This is a genomic window from Streptomyces sp. KM273126 (assembly GCF_004337435.2).
Taxonomy (GTDB): Bacteria; Actinomycetota; Actinomycetes; order Streptomycetales; family Streptomycetaceae; genus Streptomyces; species Streptomyces acidicola.
On the sequence record NZ_SJXB02000001.1, the window covers coordinates 50797 to 69914 of the forward strand.

General features: G+C 71.8%; 11 protein-coding genes and 1 pseudogene. 9 read left to right on the forward strand and 3 right to left on the reverse strand.

The window, feature by feature from the left end; all coding sequences use genetic code 11:
* Nucleotides 1–60: 60 nt before the first annotated feature.
* From E0500_RS00235 to E0500_RS00245, 3 genes are all read left to right on the forward strand, one after another.
* Nucleotides 61–1101, forward strand: a complete 1041-nt coding sequence (locus E0500_RS00235) for a MoxR family ATPase (RefSeq protein WP_131568121.1) — start codon at nucleotides 61–63, stop codon at nucleotides 1099–1101.
* Nucleotides 1101–5801, forward strand: a complete 4701-nt coding sequence (locus tag E0500_RS00240) for an SAV_2336 N-terminal domain-related protein (protein ID WP_131568123.1) — start codon at nucleotides 1101–1103, stop codon at nucleotides 5799–5801. Before E0500_RS00235 ends, E0500_RS00240 begins: the two co-directional genes overlap by 1 nt.
* Before the next feature lie 103 nt (nucleotides 5802–5904).
* Nucleotides 5905–6945, forward strand: coding sequence for a rod shape-determining protein (locus E0500_RS00245; RefSeq protein WP_131568125.1), 1041 nt, complete (start codon nucleotides 5905–5907; stop codon nucleotides 6943–6945).
* Nucleotides 6946–6979: 34 nt separating this feature from the next.
* On the opposite strand, the pseudogene E0500_RS00250 reads toward E0500_RS00245, so the two are convergent.
* Nucleotides 6980–7279 (reverse strand): annotated as a pseudogene (locus E0500_RS00250) (zinc ribbon domain-containing protein); the annotation flags it as partial.
* 484 nt (nucleotides 7280–7763) lie between these two features.
* On the opposite strand from E0500_RS00250, the gene E0500_RS00255 reads away from it, so the two are divergent.
* Nucleotides 7764–8249, forward strand: a complete 486-nt coding sequence (locus E0500_RS00255; protein WP_220140415.1) for a hypothetical protein — start codon at nucleotides 7764–7766, stop codon at nucleotides 8247–8249.
* 61 nt (nucleotides 8250–8310) lie between these two features.
* On the opposite strand, the gene E0500_RS00260 is transcribed toward E0500_RS00255, so the two are convergent.
* On the reverse strand, nucleotides 8311–9165 hold the full coding sequence (locus tag E0500_RS00260; RefSeq protein ID WP_131568135.1) for a DUF4231 domain-containing protein: 855 nt from the start codon (nucleotides 9163–9165) through the stop codon (nucleotides 8311–8313).
* 286 nt (nucleotides 9166–9451) lie between these two features.
* On the opposite strand from E0500_RS00260, the gene E0500_RS00265 reads away from it, so the two are divergent.
* From E0500_RS00265 to fxsT, 5 genes are all read left to right on the forward strand, one after another.
* Nucleotides 9452–9616: a hypothetical protein gene (locus E0500_RS00265; protein ID WP_165935133.1), complete on the forward strand. Its 165-nt coding sequence runs from the start codon at nucleotides 9452–9454 to the stop codon at nucleotides 9614–9616.
* A 55-nt stretch (nucleotides 9617–9671) separates the two neighbouring features.
* Entirely contained in the window at nucleotides 9672–11879 is a 2208-nt protein-coding gene (gene fxsBH, locus E0500_RS00270; protein ID WP_131568127.1) for a radical SAM/SPASM protein FxsBH, inactivated beta-hydroxylase extension form, read from the forward strand.
* A gap of 79 nt (nucleotides 11880–11958) precedes the next feature.
* Nucleotides 11959–12657, forward strand: coding sequence for an AAC(3) family N-acetyltransferase (locus E0500_RS00275; RefSeq protein ID WP_131568129.1), 699 nt, complete (start codon nucleotides 11959–11961; stop codon nucleotides 12655–12657).
* A 163-nt stretch (nucleotides 12658–12820) separates the two neighbouring features.
* Entirely contained in the window at nucleotides 12821–14098 is a 1278-nt protein-coding gene (locus E0500_RS00280; RefSeq protein WP_220140416.1) for a TIR-like protein FxsC, read from the forward strand.
* Nucleotides 14082–18002, forward strand: a complete 3921-nt coding sequence (fxsT, locus tag E0500_RS00285) for an FxSxx-COOH system tetratricopeptide repeat protein (protein WP_131569657.1) — start codon at nucleotides 14082–14084, stop codon at nucleotides 18000–18002. Before E0500_RS00280 ends, fxsT begins: the two co-directional genes overlap by 17 nt.
* 35 nt (nucleotides 18003–18037) lie before the next feature.
* Here the strand turns inward: fxsT and E0500_RS00290 are convergent, their stop codons facing one another.
* Entirely contained in the window at nucleotides 18038–18937 is a 900-nt protein-coding gene (locus E0500_RS00290; protein ID WP_131569659.1) for an alpha/beta fold hydrolase, read from the reverse strand.
* Nucleotides 18938–19118: the final 181 nt, after the last annotated feature.

Consider the following 19118-nt stretch of genomic DNA (forward strand, 5'->3'; position numbering starts at 1 on the left):
AAGAACCGGACCCGCACGCCCCCCACCCCCGCACGCACTCGCACGAGGAGCACACCCCCCATGTCCCTGTGGCCCGTCTACACGGGTTCGAGCGAGCCCCACGACGGCATCGACCGGCTGCCCGAGCCCCCGCCGTGGCGCGCCTTCGACGGCGGCCCGGCGCTGGCCACCCCCGCCGACGGCGACGACACCTCAGCCTCCTCCCCCGACCGTCTCCACCGTGCCCGCACCTACCGCGCCACCGACCGCGCGGTCCAGCTCGTCAACGCGGCCCTGTATCTGCGCAGACCCCTGCTGGTGACCGGCCCGCCCGGCAGCGGCAAGTCGAGCCTCGTGTACGCGGTCGCCCGGGAGCTCAGGCTGGGCCCGGTGCTGCGCTGGAACATCACCAGCCGTACGACGCTCCGCGACGGCCTCTACCAGTACGACCCGCTGTCCCGCCTGTACGCGGCCGGACGCGCCGCAGCCCGCGACCAGCGCGCCGCGACCCGCGAGCAACTCCCCCTCGACGGCGAACTCCAGGACCATCTCCGCCTGGGCCCCGTGGGCACGGCCCTCCTGCCGTACGGCCGCCCCCGCGCCCTGCTGATCGACGAGATCGACAAGAGCGACCTGGACCTGCCGAACGACCTGCTGAACATCCTGGAGGAGGGCCAGTACGAGATCCCGGAGCTGGTCCGGGCCGCCCGGCACACCCCCACGGCCGAGGTGATGGTCGACGGCACCGACGACCGGGTGCCGGTGGCGCGGGGCCGGGTCCGGTGCCGGGCGTTCCCGTTCGTGGTGCTGACCAGCAACGGAGAGCGCGAGTTCCCCCCGGCATTCCTGCGCCGCTGCGTCCGCCTGGAGCTGCACCAGCCGCGCGACACGCACCTGGAGCAGATCGTGCGCGCCCACCTGGGCGAACCGGACGCGTACGCCCGCGACCTGATCAACCGCTTCCTGTCCCGGGGCACGGACGGGGAGCTGGCGACGGACCAGCTGCTGAACGCCGTCTATCTGACCGGTGTGGCGGGCCTCGACACGGCGTCCCGGGACGAGCTCGCGGAGCAGCTGATGCCGTATCTGAGCCGTACCGGGGACGAGGCGGACACGTTCTGATGAGTTCCGCGGGAGACGGGCCGGAGGGGATCGGCCGGCTCGCCGACCTGCTCGCCGAGGCGGGCGACGGCGAGCCGCCGACCTCCGTCGAGCTGGCCGAACTGCTCTGGCTGGCCGGGCACATGGAAGGACCGGAGGGACCGGAGGCACCCGCCGACGCCGCGGCCGACCCCCCGCCCGCGCATCGCGCCGGGGCCTCCCGCACACCGACCGTTCCCGCTCCCCGGCCTCAGCCGCCCACCTCCACGCGGACACCCCGGGAACAGCAGGCCGACGCGAAGACGGACCCGGCGGCAGCGGGACCGGACCCGGCGCACCCCGACGACCGCGTCCCCCTGCGCCTGCCGGGCACAGGCCCGGGCAGCGGGGGCAGCGCCTCCCACACCGCGCTCCTGGCGCCCGCGCCCCCGATGCTGTCCCACCCTCTCGCCCTCCAGCGCGCCCTGCGCCCCCTCAAGCGCCGGGTCCCCGCACCCTTCGGCCAGGAGGTGGACGAGGAGGCGACCGCCCACCGCATCGCCCGGCTCGGCGCGGCACCCCAGTGGTGGCAGCCGGTCCTGCGCCCGGCGACCGAACGCTGGCTGACCCTGCACCTCGTGCACGACTCCGGTCCGACCATGCCCGTCTGGGGCCCGCTCGTCCGCGAACTGCACGCGGCCCTAGCCCAGTCGGGCGTGTTCCGCACGGTGGAGTCGCACCGGCTGGCGGCCGACGGCACGGTACGGCGGCCGGGTTCGCAGGAGTCGTACGCCGACGGGCGCACCGTCACGCTGATCGTCTCCGACTGCATGGGCCCGCAGTGGCGGGAGGGCGCGGCGGGCGACCGCTGGTACCGCACGCTGCGGCGGTGGGCAGCCAGCATGCCGGTGGCCGTGGTCCAGCCGCTTCCGGAACGCCTGTGGCGCACCACGGCGCTGCCCGCCGTGACGGCGCGGATCACCTCACCGTCGCCGGCGGCACCCAACTCTGCATACGAGGTGGACTCGTACATCACCGACATCGCCGGGCCCGGTTCGCTTCCCCTACCCGTCCTGGAACCCTCGGCGCCCTGGCTGGCGAACTGGTCGAAGCTCCTGGGCCGGGCGGGCCGGCTGCCGGGCTCCGTCGCCCTGTTGGGGCCGGTCCCTCCTCTGGACCCGGTCGACGAACTGGGCCGGAGCGATGTGGAGCGGCTCTCGCCGGAGGAGCTCGTCCTGCGCTTCCGCTCCATCGCATCCCCGGAGGCCTTCCGTCTCGCGGGCCATCTCGCCCTCGGCCGCCCCGAGTTGCCGGTGATGCGGCTCCTGCACGCCGCGATCGAGCCCGACCCGCGCCCCCAGCACCTGGCGGAGGTGATACTCAGCGGTCTGCTGACCACGGTGCCGGGGCGTCCGGCCGGGTCGTACGACTTCCGTCCCGGCGTGCGCGAGCTGCTGTTGCGCACCCTGCCGCGCACGGCGCACGGGCGGGCGTCCGAACTCCTGGCCCGTGTCGGCGCGTTGATCGACGAGCGGGCCGGACTGGCGGCCCGGGAGTTCCGGATCGCCGCGCCCGGTGACGGGGGTGTGGCCGCGCGGGGAGAGCCGTTCGCGGCGGTGCGCGCGGAGAGCGTACAGCGGCTGGGCGGGGCGACTTCGGGGCGCTCGCGGGTGGTGCTGGGCAGGTATCGGCTCGTGCGGCCCCTGGGCATGGGTTCTCCGCAGGTGTGGCTGGCGCAGGACACACGGCTCGACCGCACGGTGGCGGTGTCCGAGTACTCCGCGCGGCGGGAGCACGAACCGTTCCTGGCGCGGGCACGCCTCATCGCCGGCCTCCGGAGCCCGAACGTGATCGCGGTCCTGGACCACGGTGTCGAGGGCGACGTCCCGTACCTGGTCACCGAGTTCGTGGACGGGTTCTCGCTGGCCGAGCTCACTGCGGAGGGCGGCTCCCCGCTGCCGCACTGGCTGCTGGCGCCCCTGGCGCGCCAGGCCGCGAGGGGCCTCGAAGCCGTGCACGGGCAGGGTCTGGTGCACGGCCGGTTCACCGCGCACTGTCTCCTGCTGTGCGCCGACGGCACGGTGAAGATCACCGGCTTCGCACTGGGGAACGTCCGTGGCCGCACCGAGTCGAAGGACCTGGAGGACTTCGGCCGCCTGCTGATCGACCTGGCCGGGGGCCTGGCGTGGTCCGACGACAGACCGAAGCCCCGTCTTCCACGTCGGCTCGCGCTGTTCCGGGCGCGGTTCCCGGTGGCCGCCGGCAGACTCCTCAACCCCTCACTCGACATACAGCGCCAGGGCAGGAGCCTGTTCCAGGAGCCCTCGTTCACCGAGGTGCTGGAGGCCGTCGCCGAGGACCGGTACCAGTTCCGCCTGCTCGGCCCTGTGCGGGTCGGCCAGCGGGACCTCTCGCTGGCCGTCAGCCACGGCCCGGCCCGGGCCCTGCTCTGCATGCTGCTCCTGCGGCACGGCAGGACCGTGACGAACAACGAGCTGATCGAGGGCCTGTGGGGACAGCGCCCCCCTGAGCGGCCCTATCGGGAGCTCGCTGTCCTCGCCTCCTCGCTGCGCGTCGACCTCGGCCCCGGGCTCCTCGCCACCACTGCCGACGGCTACGCCCTCCACGCGACGCCCTCCACCATCGATGTGCTCCGCTGCGAGGACCTCGTGGCCAGGGTGGACACCCGCCGGGCCGAGGGCGACCCGGCGACCGCCCGCGCCTCCGTCCAGTACGCCCTGGACCTCTGGTACGGCGACCCTCTCGACGGTGTCCCCGGCCCCGCGGCCGAGGCGGCGCGTGCCCGCCTCCATGCCCTCCGCCTGTCCCTGTACGTCACTCGCGCCGAACTCGACCTGGAACTGGGCGACTTCGAGCAGGCGGCAGCCGACCTCGCCCCGCTGCTCCAGGAGTACCCGGAGCACGAGGACTTCCGTCGTCTGCACCGGCTCGCCCTGCGCGCCACGCCCGCGCTCGACCGCGCCACCCTCACCGTCGAGATCACCGGCCCGGATCCGCGCCCGGACACCCACCGTTTTCTGGGCCGCACCCTCCCCTGGCTGCTCTCCCTGGGCGACCTGGACCCGAGCCGGTACGAACTCCTCACCCGCGACAACGGGTACGTCGTCGTGACCGAGCCCGGCGCCCCCGTCCTGCCGGTCCTGCACGCGGTCCTGCGCGAGCTGCCGGGCGCGCTGCTGGACGTGGACGACCCCCCCGGCATCCGGGTGACCTTCTGGCACACGGCCCAGTTCGTGCGGGCGGACCGGACGGCCGCGTCCCCTGACCTCCCGTCGGCGCTGGGCGACCCCTCCCCCGCGGATGTCGTGGTCGTGCTCTCCCCGGTCCTGCACCAGAGGCTCACGGCCGAAACCGGCAGCCACGGCGACCCGGACGCCGGCTTCCTGCCCCTGCCCGGCCCGTCGCCGGACGTCCCGCCCCTCGCCTGGTACCTCCCGCTGGACCTGCCCCAGCCCGCGCCGGTGCCCGAGCACCGCGATCTCGTGCGGGGCCCCTTCACCGTCCGCCACCCCGCCCAGATCCGCCCGCCCCACCAGGGCCGCACCGCGATCGTCTACACCGGGCCCAACGGCCGGCTGTCCGTGCTCGACCCCGACCGGCCGCACTCCGACCTGCCCGTGCATTCCCGCATCACGTACTACGAGGTGGACCTGACCCCGCAGCAGGCCACACGGCAGTTACTGCTGCCCGGTTCGGGGCGTACGCGTACCACGTTCGTGGCGTCGGCCGAGCTGTCCTGGCACGTGAACGACCCGCTCGCGTTCGTGCGCGGGGAGTCCTCCGGCGTGGCGGAACAGTTGTTCGATCACCTCGCCCGGCAGGCCGGTCGCATCACCCGGCGTCATCCGCTGCGCTGGGCGGGCACGGCCCAGCGCGCCGTGCACCAGGGGCTGGGCGGGTGGCCGGTGCCGGGACTGTCGGTGACGTGCGCGATCCGGTTGTCGCCCGGTCCTGCGCCACGGCTGGAACAGATCGCGCGGGACAGTGTCGCAGCCCCGACGGAGCCCGCCGAGCACTTGGCCCTGGTCCTCGCCGACACCGAATCCGTGCTGCTCGGCTTCAACGGCACCCTGGCCCGCATCCCGGCGAGCCGGCAGGCGAGGATGACCCGCGCCCTCGCCTCACGGCTCGTGGAGCTGCGCCACCCCGACGAGGCGCTGAGCGGCGAGCAACCCCTGCGGGGCAACCCCGCCGCGGGGCTCCCGGACGGAGACCCCGACTCGCTGGCCCTCCTGCGTGCGCTCGCGCATCACCACTTGGGGCCGGAGCTGAGCCGCGCACTCGACCAGATCGAGCAGCAGAACGTCTCAGCCGCGACGCCCCTGCCCTTCGCCACTCCCTTGATCTACGCCCTCGCCGACCGGGGTCTGGGCGTCGCCGTCGTCACGGACCACTCGTCCAGTGCCGTGGCCGCCTATCTGAAAGGGCGTGGCCTCACCGGGCAGACGTCCGGCGGCGTCCATGGCCGCTCCGGCCACCCCGCCCTCCTCCTGCCGAACCCCGACTGTCTGCTCCGGGCGCTGAAGCAGCTGGACACCGCACCGGACGACGCCGTCCTGATCGGCTCCTCCGTCGCCGAGCTCACCGCCGCGTCCGACCTCGGCCTGCCCTTCATCGGGTATGCCGCGGGCCGGGAGGCCGAGCGACGGCTGCGGGAGGCGGGCTGCCGGTACACCGTCCCGTCCCTTGAACCGCTCCTCAAGGCGGTCCGCCCCGCCTGACCCCCAACTGGCCCAATCCGGAAGGCGCCGCGCCCCTCCTCCGCACACGATGCAAGTAGACCGCCACCCACGACCACGCGGTCCGTGCTTCTGGGAGGACCCCATGACTGCCAGGCTGGATCAGCTGCGCCGCTGCCACTTCGCCGTCGACCTGGGCGCGTCCCGAACCCGTGTGTATGTGAAGGGCGCCGGGCTGGTCGTCGACCAGCCGAGCGTGGCCGCCCTGAACACCAGGACCGGCGCCCTGATCGCGGTCGGGGAGTTCGCGGAGCAGATGACGGGGCGTACCCCGCACTACATCAGGGTCGCCCGCCCCGTGTCGGGCGGCAACGTCGTCGACATCGAGATGGCCCAGCGCATGCTGCGCCACCTGCTCGGTGACAGAGTGCGCCGCGCGCTGCGCCGCAAGCCCTTCCTGCGCGCCGCCGCCTGCGCCCCGAGCGACACGGACCCGCTCGGCCGGCGCGCGGTGATCGAGACGCTGGTCGGCCTCGGCGCCCGGCGCGTCGAGCTCGTCGACACGCTCATCGCCGCCGGGGTCGGCTCCGGGCTGCCGGTGGAGCGCCCGGAGGCCACCATGGTCATGGTGTGCGGTGCCGCCGCCACCCAGGTGGCCGTTCTGTCGCTCGGCTCGATCGTGACCGCCGAGCGCATCCCGGTGGGCGGTGAGGCCGTGGACCACGCGATCGTGCAGCATCTGCGCCACCAGCACGAGCTGATCCTGCCCAGCCAGTCCGTACGTCCGCTCCAGATCGCCCTGTCCGGCAACGGGCTGAACCCGCAGGGCCCCGCCTTCGCCGAGATCCACGGGCTGGACGTCGCCACCGGCCTGGCCCGGTCCGTGAAGGTGGACACCGCCGCCGTGCGCCACGCCATCCAGACGCCGTTCACGGCGTTGTTCGACAGCATCGGCAAAGTCCTGCGGGACTGCCCGCCCGACCTCGTGGCCGACCTCGCGGACCGCGGGATCATGATGGTCGGCGGAAGCGCGCTGCTGCCGGGCCTCGACCAGATGCTGCGGCAGGCCACGGGCATGCCGGTGACCATCGCCGACCGTCCCGAACTGTGCGCGATCGAGGGCCTGGGCGCCATGCTGGAGGGCCATGTCGAACCCCTGGAGCTGGACCTGACGTCGGAGGATTGAATCCTCCCCTCCCTGCAGGGAGGGGATTCCTGGCTCAGGCTGCCTCCTGGAGCGGCGCTCCAGGAGGTCTTCCGCCATCGGCACCAGCCGGGTTGAGACCAGCCCGGACGAGCATGACGCGTGCGGAGTTCTTGTCCCGTGGGGACACGGTTCCGCACGTGGTGCAGGTGTAGGTGCGTTCACCCAGCGGCAGGCGATGCTTGGCTCTCGCATCGCAGTGCGCGCAGTCCATGGTGGTGTGCGCGGGGTGTACGAGGCGGATGTCCCGCCCGTGCTTGCGGCCCATCTCGACCAGAGCGGCCTTGGTGGCGCCGATGGCGGCGTCAGCGGCCTTGCTACCCCCCGAGCCCTCCGAAGGACCATACGTACGACAGCCGCACAAACACACCCCGATCCCCCAGCCACCACCCCGACCAGCGACCACAGGCACGCGTTCGCACCACCCCGGCGATACCGACAGCGGCACGGGCGCTCCGCACCCTGAACCGGACGCGGCCACGCTCCGCGTCGCGACACCCGGATGCGATTCCTCACCGGCATGAACACCGGGGGCTCCTCGCAAGAAAACAGGTGAACGTCGACCCGCCCGCGGGCCGAACCGGAACCCGTCCGCCGACTGCGCCGGACTCGAGGAGAGCCGCGCCGGGTGCGACTGCCGGTGCGCGCCACGGGACGGTCACCTCCGCGGCCGATCGGCACCCTCCGAGCACACGTCGCCGGGCAGGCCCGCTGAGATTAGGGTGGGTTACTCGACGTGGTTACTCGACGTGGTTGCTCGACCGGGTTCCTCGACGGCGGACAGGGGGGCGAGGCCCGTGATGGAACGTGTGACCCGGATCGGCGTCACCGGACACCGCCGGATCCCGGACGCCGTCCTGCCGACCGTCCGTTCGGGCATGCGCGCGCAGCTGCGGTGCGTCGGCCCGCTTCAGGCCCTGAGCTGCCTCGCGGCCGGCGCCGATCAACTGTTCGCGGACATCGCGCTGGACTGCGGCGTCCCGCTGACGGCGGTGATCCCGGGCATGGACTACGAGGCCCATCTCGATGACGCCGAGGCGCGTACCACCTACCGCCGGCTCCTGAAGTCCTGCACGGAGCGCGTGGAGCTGCCGTACGAGGCGACGCACGAGGAGGCGTACTACGCGGCCGGCCGCTACATCGTCGACCACGCGGACCGTCTCGTCGCCGTGTGGGACGGTGCCTCGGCGCGCGGCCTCGGCGGCACGGGTGACGTAGTGAACTACGCGCGCGGCGCGGGGGTCCCGGTGACGGTGCTGTGGCGCGAGGGGGTGGAGCGTGCCTGACCTGCCGTCACCATTCCTGACCTCCAGCCTCCCCGCATCCTCCATGGGGACTGGCACACCGTCACGCGCCGAACCTCGTCAGCCATTCCGTGTGCAGGGGTGACACCAGCCGCTCCGCCTCCGCCACGGCCTCGGCCCAGCCGTCCTCCATCACCGTCGTACTCATCGTGACGCGGAGGGTCTCCAGTTCGGTCCGGATGAGGGTGTGCGCGTACGTCAACGGTCTATGCCTGCGCACCTCCTGCCAGGCGACACCGGCCGCCGCGGCCGCCGAAGCCGGCCCCGTCAGGTCCCAGGCGCCGGTGACCCCCAGGGCGCGCAGGACGGCCGCGACCAGGGCCAGCGCCGTCAGCGCCGCCGTCACCGTCGACCACCGCACCGCCACACGATGGGAACCGGCCGCGCGGTTCCCGTACCAGACGATCTGTTCCAGCACTCGGTCACGCAGGTAGATGTCCCGCCGGGCCGCGAACGGCTTGGCCCGTACCGCCCGCATGGTGGCGGTGATCTGCCCGGCGCCGAGGGCCGCCGTGTCACGGGGGTCCCCCCAGCCCATCCGGCGCAGCTCGCGCAGGCGCTCCTCCAGCCGCTCGGCGAACAGCCCGTCGGGGTCGGGGACGCCGGAGCGGAACGGTCCGCCGCACGCCATGTACTGCCACGCCAGCGACTTCACGGTCTCGGCCACGGCCCGGTGCGCCTGCCAGTGGGCGCGGGCCCGGCGGCTCGACGTACGCAGGCCCGTGACGATCGTCAGGGCGTACAGCACGGCCGCGAGCACCGCGGGCGCCCGGCTGTCCAGGCGTTCCGCCAGAGTGGCCGCCGCGGTGGCGAGCAGGAGCACCACCAGCTGCGTCCGTACGAGACGGAACGATTCACCCTGCCGGCTCACCGCGCGGCGGTCACTCACCGTGTACAGCGGCGGCAGATCTCGATCGCCTATGGTCGTGCTCGGTCCCGGAGCCCCCACCTGGCACCTCGCTCATCGACGGTGCCCCATTGTGACTGGGCGAGCCGGGTTGTTCCAGACTGTGCGTCAGCGAGTGCATCTGCGCGGCTACCTGGGCTGGTGTAGATTGCGCTTCAGGCTGTCTCCATGTCTCGAAGTCGAACCAAAGATCACGCCTGATCACCCGCTACGACCAGCGACAATCATCACGGGGCCCGCCTTTCCGGAAACCACAGCACACATTCACGAGGCAGCCATGATCATCGAGGTCAAGCCGAACCCCGTCAGCCTTTCCCCGAGGGCTCGCAGGCAGCACGCGCCGCTGCCTCCCGTCGACCACGCCAAGTCGGCCGCCCACGGGGTGGTACGACCGGCCGGTGCTTCACCCATCAGGAACACCACCTTCAACTCGTCGATCTGACGGATTCGCGACGGGTGTGGGCGCAACCACCTTGCTACGCTGATGAGTTGGCCTGATGTCGACTTCAGGACCGGCTACAGTGTCTCCAGTGACGAATGTTGCGCCCGCGCTCCAGCAACTGGTGTTGAAGGTTCACTCCAGATGTGATTTGGCATGCGACCACTGCTATGTCTACGAGCACGCCGATCAGAGCTGGAGCAGGCGCCCCAAGGTCATCTCTGAGAAAACCGCCGCTCAGGCCGCCCATCAATTGGCGATCTATGCCAAAGAGCGTGAACTTCCCTCGGTTTCCGTAATCCTGCACGGCGGAGAACCCCTTCTCGCGGGCCCCGATCGACTTCGCCGCATCTGTGAAGAACTCAAGGCCGCTCTCTCCCCGGTCACCTCACTCGATCTGCGGATTCACACCAACGGTGTCCAGCTGAGTCGCCGATTTCTCGAAGTATTCAAAGAATTCGGCGTCACGGTGGGAATTTCCCTGGACGGGGACCGCGCCGCCAACGACCGCCACCGTCTGGACCGCAGGGGCCACAGCAGTTACGACCGGGTACTGCGCGCCATCGGCCTGCTCCGCACCCCCGAGTACCGGCACCTCTACGGCGGGCTGCTCTGTACCGTCGATGTGGCGAACGACCCGGTCGCGGTGCATGACGCTCTGGTCGCGCTGGCTCCCCCGCGCATCGACTATCTGTTACCGCACTCCACCTGGGACAGTCCGCCGCCCCGGCCCGACGGTTCCCCCACGCCGTACGCCGACTGGCTGCTCGCCGTGTACGACCGCTGGGAGCAGCAGGGTCGGACGGTGCCCGTGCGGATCTTCGAGTCGGTGCACAGCACACTGCGCGGCGGCCCCAGTCTGACCGAGTCGTTGGGGCTCGCCCCGTCGGATCTCGCGGTGGTGGAGACGGACGGAACGTTCGAGCAGGCGGACTCCCTGAAGACGGCGTACGACGGAGCCGCCGGCACCGGCTACGACGTCTTCGAGCACAGCTTCCAGGAACTGGCGGACCATCCCGGCGTACGAGCCCGCCAGCAGGGCATCGACGGTGTGAGCGACACCTGCCACGCCTGCCCCGTGGTGGATTCCTGCGGCGGCGGGCTGTACGCGCACCGCTACAGCTCGGCAGGCGGCTTCGACAATCCCTCGGTGTTCTGCGCCGACCTGCGCGCCTTCATCGAGTCAGTGGCCGGGCGGCTCGACCGGAGAGCCCTGGCGGCCGTGGCCCGTCCGGACGAGCTGCGCCTGGAACAGCTGGAATTGAACCGTCTGCTGCTCATCGGGCGACGTGAGGAGCTCGCGGGACGGACAAACGCGGTTCAGGCGTGGGAGCTGCTGACCCGCCTGGAGGCCGACGAGGGCGCAGGCCACTGCTTCGACGCCGTCCTCTCCCACCCCTATCTGCGGGACTGGCTGAGCGGCAGTCGGCACACCCCCGCCGATGCCGCCCGCTTCATGGCGCTCGTGGCGGCCGTCGCGGTGCACGCGCGGAGCCCCGCCGCCCTGTCGTGGGATCACCCGGACCGGACCCTGCACCTGCCCGCCCTGGGCACCCTCACTCTGCCGGAGCCCGGCCGGATCGACGTGACCGTGTCCGCGGACGGCTTCCGGCTCCGCAGCGGCCCGCCGGACGCGGAGCCCGGTGTGTGGCGTCCGCTGGACGTGGTGGACCTGGGGGACGGCTCCGCCGTGGTCGTCGACGACGCCGATCCCTGCCGTGGCGCCTACTACCGAGCGGAGGTGGCCCCTCCCCTGGGCGACGACGACCTCGACGTCTTCGGCAAGCGACTGCGGACGGCGTACGGCCTGCTGGACGAACGCCTGCCCCACGGGCGTACGGACCTCCAGGGGCATACGGGCCTCCACGCACGGGGCATCACGACCGTCACCCCGCTCGTCGCGGGCTCCCCGCTGGAGTTCGCCGCGCGGGGTCACGGAGGCCTGGGGGTCGCCGTCGACTTCGAGCCGGAGGAGTTCGCGAGGGAGCTGCCGCGCGCCGCCCGGCGGGCCGGGCTGGCCGCGCTGCGCGAGGTGACGGTCCTGCACCGCGCCGGCGGTTCGGCCGAACGGCTACTCGACGAGGCGAGCGAGCACGTCGGGCTGGCCGCGTCCCTCCCGGAGGAGTCGGAGGCCCGGGTCCGCGCGAGGGACCGTGCCGCCCGCGCCCTGGTCGAGCTCACGCTCCTGCCCGACGGCGAACTCACCGGCAGCGGAAGTGCCTTGGTGGGGCGGCTGTGGACGGAGTGGCGCAACCTCCGTGACTGACCGACCGGAAAACGGCATGAGCCGCAGCGAACTGGTAAGTCTTTTTGCCGAGTTGGGTGTCCGACCGGGCGGTGTCCTCATGGTTCACTCGTCCCTGAGCGGCACCGGTCTGCGTGACACCGAGGTGCGGAACACCCTGCTCGACGCAGTCGGCCCGGAGGGCACACTCGTCGTCCCGGCCTTCACGCCCGAGAACTCGGACACCTCCACCGCCCACCTGCGCCTCACGGCCGGGCTGACGGACCGGGCAACCGCCAAGTTGCGTGCCTCGATGCTCCCGTTCGAACCGAACGTCACTCCGTGTCCGTCGATGGGTGTACTCGCCGAGTGCGTGCGGACAACACCGGGCGCCGTGCGTAGCGCGCACCCCCAGACGTCGTTCGCCGCGCTCGGCGGGCGGGCCGGGGAGCTGCTCGACGGGCACGACCCTCGCTGCCACCTCGGGGAGGACTCACCGCTGGCCCGGCTGTACGACGCCGACGCCCAAGTGCTGTTGTTCCGCGTGGGCTTCGAGGTGTGCACCGCGTTCCACCTCGGCGAGTACCGGATGGAGCCGTCCCCGCCCACACGGATGTACCGCTGTGTCGTGGAGGAAAAGGGCAACTGGATCTCGTACGAGGATCTGGTGCTGGACGACGGCGACTTCGGAGCCGTCGGTGCCGCACTCGACCGCGAGCTGCTCACGGTGCGGGAGGCGGCGGGGAGGTCCGTGACGCTGGTCGGCCTGCGCGCCGCAGTCGACCACGCACGCATGACGCTGACGGAATATCGCCGATGAATGGCCGGAAAGGCGGCCACCCGGAAGCAACGGGTGAGGGCACATTAAGGGGACTCAGCCGGGTAGACGTGTCCGTGCGGTAAGTACCGCAGCCGGCGGGGCGGGGGGTCGCGTGGACGCACAGGGCCGGGACTGGGCGCCCGACAACAGGCCCTATTTCTTTTTGAGTTACGCGCACACGCCCGCCTGGGGCTCGGGCCGGGGCGACCCCGACCACTGGGTGTACGTCCTCTACAAGGACCTGTGCGACAACATCATGCACCTCACCGACCTGCCCGCCGGAGCATCGGCGGGCTTCATGGACCGTGAGATGCGCTCGGGCGACGGCTGGCCGGAGAAACTCGCCGAGCATCTGGCCATGTGCCGGGTGTTCGTGCCGCTGCTTTCGCCCCGCTATTTCACCAGCGAGATGTGCGGGCGCGAGTGGTACGCCTTCAACGAGCGGGTTCTGCGTGCCCGGGCGGAGGGCGCCGGCAGTGTCCCGGCCATCGTGCCCGCCCTGTGGGCCCACGTGGAGTACGAGCAACTGCCCGATTCGGTACGGCACATCCACGTCGACCACGCTGCCTTCGGGGCCCGGTACGCGGACGAGGGGATCTTCGGGCTGATCAAGCTGAACCGGCTGCGGGACGAGTACGAGGAGACCGTCATGCAACTGGCGCGGCGCATCGTGCGGGTCGCCCACGAGTCGCCACTGGCGCCGTGCCAGCCGCGTCGCTACGAGGAGACGCCCAGCGCGTTCAAGCCGCGTGGCCAGGGCCCCCGGCACATCCATCTGACGGTCGCCGCACCGACCAGGGACACCCTGCCCGGGCAGCGCGACCCACTGCCGTACGGGGAGCGCGCGAACGACTGGAACCCGTATCAGCGGGATTCCAGGCGGCCCTTGGCGGACACCGCCGAGGAATTGATCCGGGCGCTCGACTACCGGGTCTCCGTGACCTCCTTCGACGATGCGGACATCGGCCCCCAGCCGCCCGCGTCGGGCGACCACGAGGCGCCCGGCAGACCCGGCATCCTGCTCGTCGACCCCTGGGTGCTGACCGACGACGAGCGCCGCGAGCGGCTCGCCACCTTCGACACCAACAGCCGCCCCTGGACCAGCGCCATCGTCCCCTGGGACCGCACCGACCCGCAGTGCCAGAGCGAGAACGGCAAGCAGCTCACCGAGAAGCTGGAGCAGACCCTCCCCCTCACCCTGGACCGGGGGCGCCGCACGGACTGGCGGATCGCCGTCAACGGCGTGCCCACGCTCAGGGCCTTCACCGACGTGCTGCCGAAGGTCGTCGCCCACGCCACCAGACAGTTCTTCAAGCACGCGACGCCCAGGCCGGTCCCCGGACCGCACGTCCCCCGTCCCCGGCTGATGGCCAACCCGCCCCCAAGGGTCCCGCCACCGCGGGACACGACGCTGGAGGAGAAGCATGACCGCGGCTCCTGACGGACGCATCATCACCTTCTACTCGTACAAGGGCGGGACCGGACGGACGATGGCCCTGGCCAACACGGCCTGGATCCTCGCCGCCAACGGCAAACGTGTCCTGGCCGTCGACTGGGACCTGGAGGCCCCCGGACTGCACCGCTTCTTCCACCCGTTCCTCGACGCGGACGTCCTCGCATCGACCACGGGGATCATCGACATCATCACCGAATTCCACTGGGCGGCCACCACCGGCGGACCCCACGCCGACGACTGGCACCGCGCCTACGCGCGCGTCCAGCAGCACGCTGTATCGCTCAACACCGACTGGCTGGGCTGGACCTTCCCCGACGGCGGCTCTCTCGACTTCCTCGCCGCAGGGCGCGAGGACCGCGCGTACTCGGCGACCGTCTCCTCCTTCGAGTGGGACAACTTCTACGAGCGGCTCGGCGGTGGCCAGTTCCTCGACGCGCTGCGCGACGACATGAAGGCCAACTACGACTACGTCCTCATCGACAGCCGCACCGGCTACTCCGACAGCGCGGACATCTGCACCCTGCAGATGCCGGACGTCCTGATCGACTGCTTCACTCTCAGCTCCCAGGCCATGGAGGGCGCCGCGAACGTCGCCCGCAGCGTTCAGGAGGGCTACCGCCGCCACGAGGTGCGGGTGCTGCCCGTACCCATGCGCATCGACGAGGGCGAGAAGGAGAAGGTCGACGCCGGACGCGCCCTGGCCCGGCTGAAGTTCGAGGGCCTGCCGAAGGGCCTGAGCGGCGAGGAGCTCACCAAGTACTGGGGGGCTGTCGAGATACCGTACCGGCCCTACTACGCGTACGAGGAGACGCTGGCGACCGTTGGGGACGAGCTGGGAATCGCCAACTCGCTGCTGTCGGCCTTCGAACGGCTCACGGATGTGATCACGGACGGCGAGATCGCCTCGCTCCCGGTCCTCGCGGAGTCCGTGCGCCTGCGCTGCCGCGACGCCTACGTACGGCGCCGGCCGCTGGCCAAGGTGGCCGACGTGGTCGTCGTGTACGTGGCGGAGAACCGGATGTGGGCCGACTGGGTGGAATCCGTCCTCGTGCGCTGCGGGTGCAACGTCACGCTCCGGGACGTGTCCACCGCGCCGATGGAGCACGTCGAGGGCGCGGGCCGCCCGATCCTGCTGCTGTCCACGCCGTTCCTCAACTCCCGGCACGCTCAGGAGGCGTGGCGCACACTCACGGCGCCCTCGCTCACTGGCACCCCGGGAGCGTTCGTACCGCTGCGCATCGACGACGCCCGGCTGCACGCCACGCACCTGGAGAACAACCCGGTCGACCTGCACCGGCTCGACGAGGCCCACTGCATCACCAGCCTGCTGCGCGCCCTGGAGCTGCCGTCCCAACCGGTCGAGGTCGGGCCGTCGGGGCCCCGCTTCCCCGGCAGCGTGCCCCGGATCTGGAACGCCCCGCAGCGCAACATCACCTTCACCGGGCGCAGCGCGGTCCTGGAGCTGCTGCGCGACCAGCTCGGCGGCGGCAGCGTGTCCGCCGTACTGCCGCAGTCGCAGGCGCTGTTCGGGCTGGGCGGGGTGGGCAAGACGCAGCTGGCCAACGAGTACGTGCACCGGTTCATGGCCGACTACGACCTGGTGTGGTGGATCTCCGCCGAGGACAACGACAACGTGGTGTCCTCGCTGGCCGAACTCGCGGCCCGGCTCGGCGCGCCGACGGGCGACGACATGGCCATGGCCTGCCAGGAGGCCCTGCACCGGCTCGGGCGCGGCACGCCGGGGCGGTGGATCCTGGTCTTCGACAACGCCGACGACCCCGCCGACCTCAAGCAGTACTTCCCGGAGGGTGGCGGCGGGCACATCCTCATCACCTCCCGGAACCAGTCGTGGGCGCAGCACGGCGCGTCCCTGCCGATCGACGTGTTCCTGCGCGACGAGAGCGTCGACCACCTCATGCGCCGGGCCAAGAGCCTCACCCAGGAGGATGCCGACCGGGTGGCGACCGCCGTCGGTGACCTGCCGCTGGCCGTCGTGCAGGCCGCGGCATGGCTGGCGGAGACCGCCATGCCCATCGACGACTACCTGGAACAGCTCGCCGACCAGACGACCGACGTGCTGGCGCTCAGCCGGCCCGCCGACTATCCGCAGCCCGTCGCCGCGACTTGGAACATCTCCATCGCGCGGCTGCGGGAGCGCTCCCCCGCCTCGGCCCGCCTGCTCGAACTGTGCGCGTTCCTGGCTCCGGAGCCGATCTCCTCGCAGCTCCTCTACAGCAAGGAGATGATCGACGCCCTCAAGCCCTACGACCCGGCCCTCCAGGAGAAGCTGGTCCTCGGACGCGTCATCCGGGAGATCGGGCGGTTCGCCCTGGCGAAGATCGACTCCATGGGCACCAGCATCCAGGTGCACCGGCTCGTCCAGGCCGTCGTCCGCTCCCAGCTCTCCGAGGAGCAGCAGCGGGAGGCCCGGCATGTGGTGCACACCGTTCTCGCGGGCGCCCGGCCCGATGACGACGAGCCCATCGACGACCCGGCGACCTGGCCTCGCTTCGACCTCATCTGGCCACATCTGGAGGCCTCGGACGCCCGCAACTGCACCGAGCCCGAGACTCGTCGGCTGCTCATCGACCGCGTCCGCTACCGCTGGAAGCGCGGCGACTTCCCGCGCGCCCTGCAACTCGCCGAGGAACTGCTCGCCGACTGGCGCGGGCAGCTGGGCGAGGACGACGTGCAGTACCTGTACCTGCGCGGCCAGCTGTCCAACATCCAGCGCTCGCAGGGGCGTTACGTGGAGGCGCGGGACATCGACCGAGGGCTGCTGTTGCGGCAGCGCACGGTGCTCGGCGCCGACCATCCGCACACCTACGTCACCATGTCCAGCCTCGCCAGCAACCTGGCCGCGCTGGGCGACTACCGGAACGCCGAGGAGCTGGCCCGCGAGGCGCACGACGGTTTCAGCCAGATCTTCCACGAGTCCCATCCGCGCACCCTCAGCGCCGCCAACAACCTGGCCCTCGCACTGCGCATGGTCGGCCGCTACGGCGAGGCCCGCGCCCTCGACCAGGACGTCCTCGACCGCCGTATGGAGGTGCTCGGGCCCGACCACATCTACACGCTCGCCTCGGCCGCGGCCCTCGGACGCGACCTGCGGGAGGTCGGCCGCTACGACGAGTCCGCCTCGCTGCTGTCGCGCACGTACGAGTCGCACAAGCGGATCCTCGGCAAGACCTTCCCCGGCACACTGGCCTGCGCCAAGTCGCTGGCCGTGTCGCGGCGCCGGGCGGGTCAGTTCGAGGACGCGCTGCGGCTGACGACGGCCACCCGGGCGCAGTACCGCGCCCAGTACCAGGCGCCCAACCCCGACTCCCTGGCCTGCGACCTCAACCTGGCGGCCGACCTGTACGCCGCCGACAACCGGGAGCAGGCGAGGGAGGTCGCCCGCGCGGCACTCACCGAGTACATGAAGGTGCCGGGTGAAGCCCACCCGTACACCCAGGCCGCGCTCAACAACCTCGGCATCTTCCACTGGGGCTGCGGGGACATGGAGGAGGCCGAGAACGTGTTCCGGCAGGTTCTGCCACGGATGACGGACGTGCTCGGCGACGAGCACCCGCACACGCTCTTCTGCGGCATCAACTACGCCAACGTCCTCGCCGACGGGGGCCGTTTCGAGGAGGCCCACGCCCTGGAGGAGAAGGCGGTGCTCACTCTGCGCACCGTGCTGGGCCCGCACCACCCGGAGACCCTGGCCGTGGTGGCCAACGCCGCGCTGACGCTCCGCGCCCTCGGCCGCACGGACGAGGCCCGCCTGCTGCACGACGAGTCCCTCAACGAACTGCGGCTGCTCCTCGGCGACGACAACGGGATCACGCGGATGGCGAGCCAGGAGCGGCGGTGCTACCGGGATCTGGAGCCGTTGGCCGTCTGACGCGCGCGCCGCGCGTCAGACGTACGCGGGTCGCCCTACGCGTGGGCCGGTGTGTCGTCCAGCAGCCAGCGCAGCACCGTGGGCAGAACGCTCAGGGCCGCGAAGTGGGCCGCTCCGGGGTCCAGGACCTGGGTGGCACTCGGGATGCGGGCGGCGAGCCAGGAGGAGTGCGCGGCCGGTGAGAACACGTCCTGCTCGCCGTGCCAGAGCAGCACCGGCACCCGGATCCCGGCCGGGTCGAAGCCCCAGGGCCGGCAGAGCGCGAGGGCGTCGTCGATCCAGCCGTACGGTGACGTGCGCAGCGCCTCACGGTAGTTGCGCAGCATCATGGCGCGGATCCCGGTGTCCGACACGATCATTCGGTCGGCGTCCGGCAGGTCCCGCCGGAGCTCGTCCAGCAGTCGCGCGGGGTCGCTGCGGATCGCCGCGGACCGCGGGATGAGGCGGGCCACGAACCGCTCGGGGTCGCGGTCGGCGGTGCTGAACTCGTGGACGTTGGAGGGCGCCATTCCCGCGAACCAGTCGAGTCCGTCCGCGTCGCGCGGCGCGAGACCGACCATCGCGGCGGCCCTGGTCACCCGGTGCGGCAGCAGCGCGGCGCAGGCCAGCGCGTGCGGGGCGCCACCGGAGCGGCCTGCCACCGCGAACCGCTCGACTCCCAGTGCGTCCGCCAGATCGGCCACGTCCTGCACGACGTCGACGACTCGGCGCCTGGGTTTTCGGTCCGAGCCGCCGTAACCGGGGCGGTCGTAGCTGATGAGGCGAGTGCCGCGCTGGTAGAGGACCATCGCGCGCGGGCGTGGTCCGACCCGGCTGCCGGGGGTGCCGTGCAGCAGGAACACCGGCTGGCCGCGCGGGTCTCCCACGCACTCGACGCTGAGCGTCCGCCCGTCCGCCGTCCGCACCCGGTCAACCGTCCGCACATGGTCAGGCACAGCGCTCCCCCTCCCTCGGCCCATTGGGCCGGGACCACGCTTCCCCGAACCCTGCCCAAGGGCCAGGATCGCGAAACGGTTCGGCACCCCCTGGGGGTAGCTGTCGGCCAGGGGCGTCACCGTCCACGCGCTTGATGTGAAGACCGGTCACCGCGGCAGCAGAGCCGTGCACCCCACGAGA

Excerpts from the sequence above, each read along its gene's own strand:
- E0500_RS00235 (WP_131568121.1), top strand. The coding sequence starts at position 61 with ATGTCCCTGTGGCCCGTCTACACGGGTTCGAGCGAGCCCCACGACGGC.
- E0500_RS00240 (WP_131568123.1), top strand. The coding sequence starts at position 1,101 with ATGAGTTCCGCGGGAGACGGGCCGGAGGGGATCGGCCGGCTCGCCGAC.
- E0500_RS00245 (WP_131568125.1), top strand. The coding sequence starts at position 5,905 with ATGACTGCCAGGCTGGATCAGCTGCGCCGCTGCCACTTCGCCGTCGAC.
- E0500_RS00255 (WP_220140415.1), top strand. The coding sequence starts at position 7,764 with ATGGAACGTGTGACCCGGATCGGCGTCACCGGACACCGCCGGATCCCG.
- E0500_RS00265 (WP_165935133.1), top strand. The coding sequence starts at position 9,452 with ATGATCATCGAGGTCAAGCCGAACCCCGTCAGCCTTTCCCCGAGGGCT.
- fxsBH (WP_131568127.1), top strand. The coding sequence starts at position 9,672 with ATGTCGACTTCAGGACCGGCTACAGTGTCTCCAGTGACGAATGTTGCG.
- E0500_RS00275 (WP_131568129.1), top strand. The coding sequence starts at position 11,959 with ATGGTTCACTCGTCCCTGAGCGGCACCGGTCTGCGTGACACCGAGGTG.
- fxsT (WP_131569657.1), top strand. The coding sequence starts at position 14,082 with ATGACCGCGGCTCCTGACGGACGCATCATCACCTTCTACTCGTACAAG.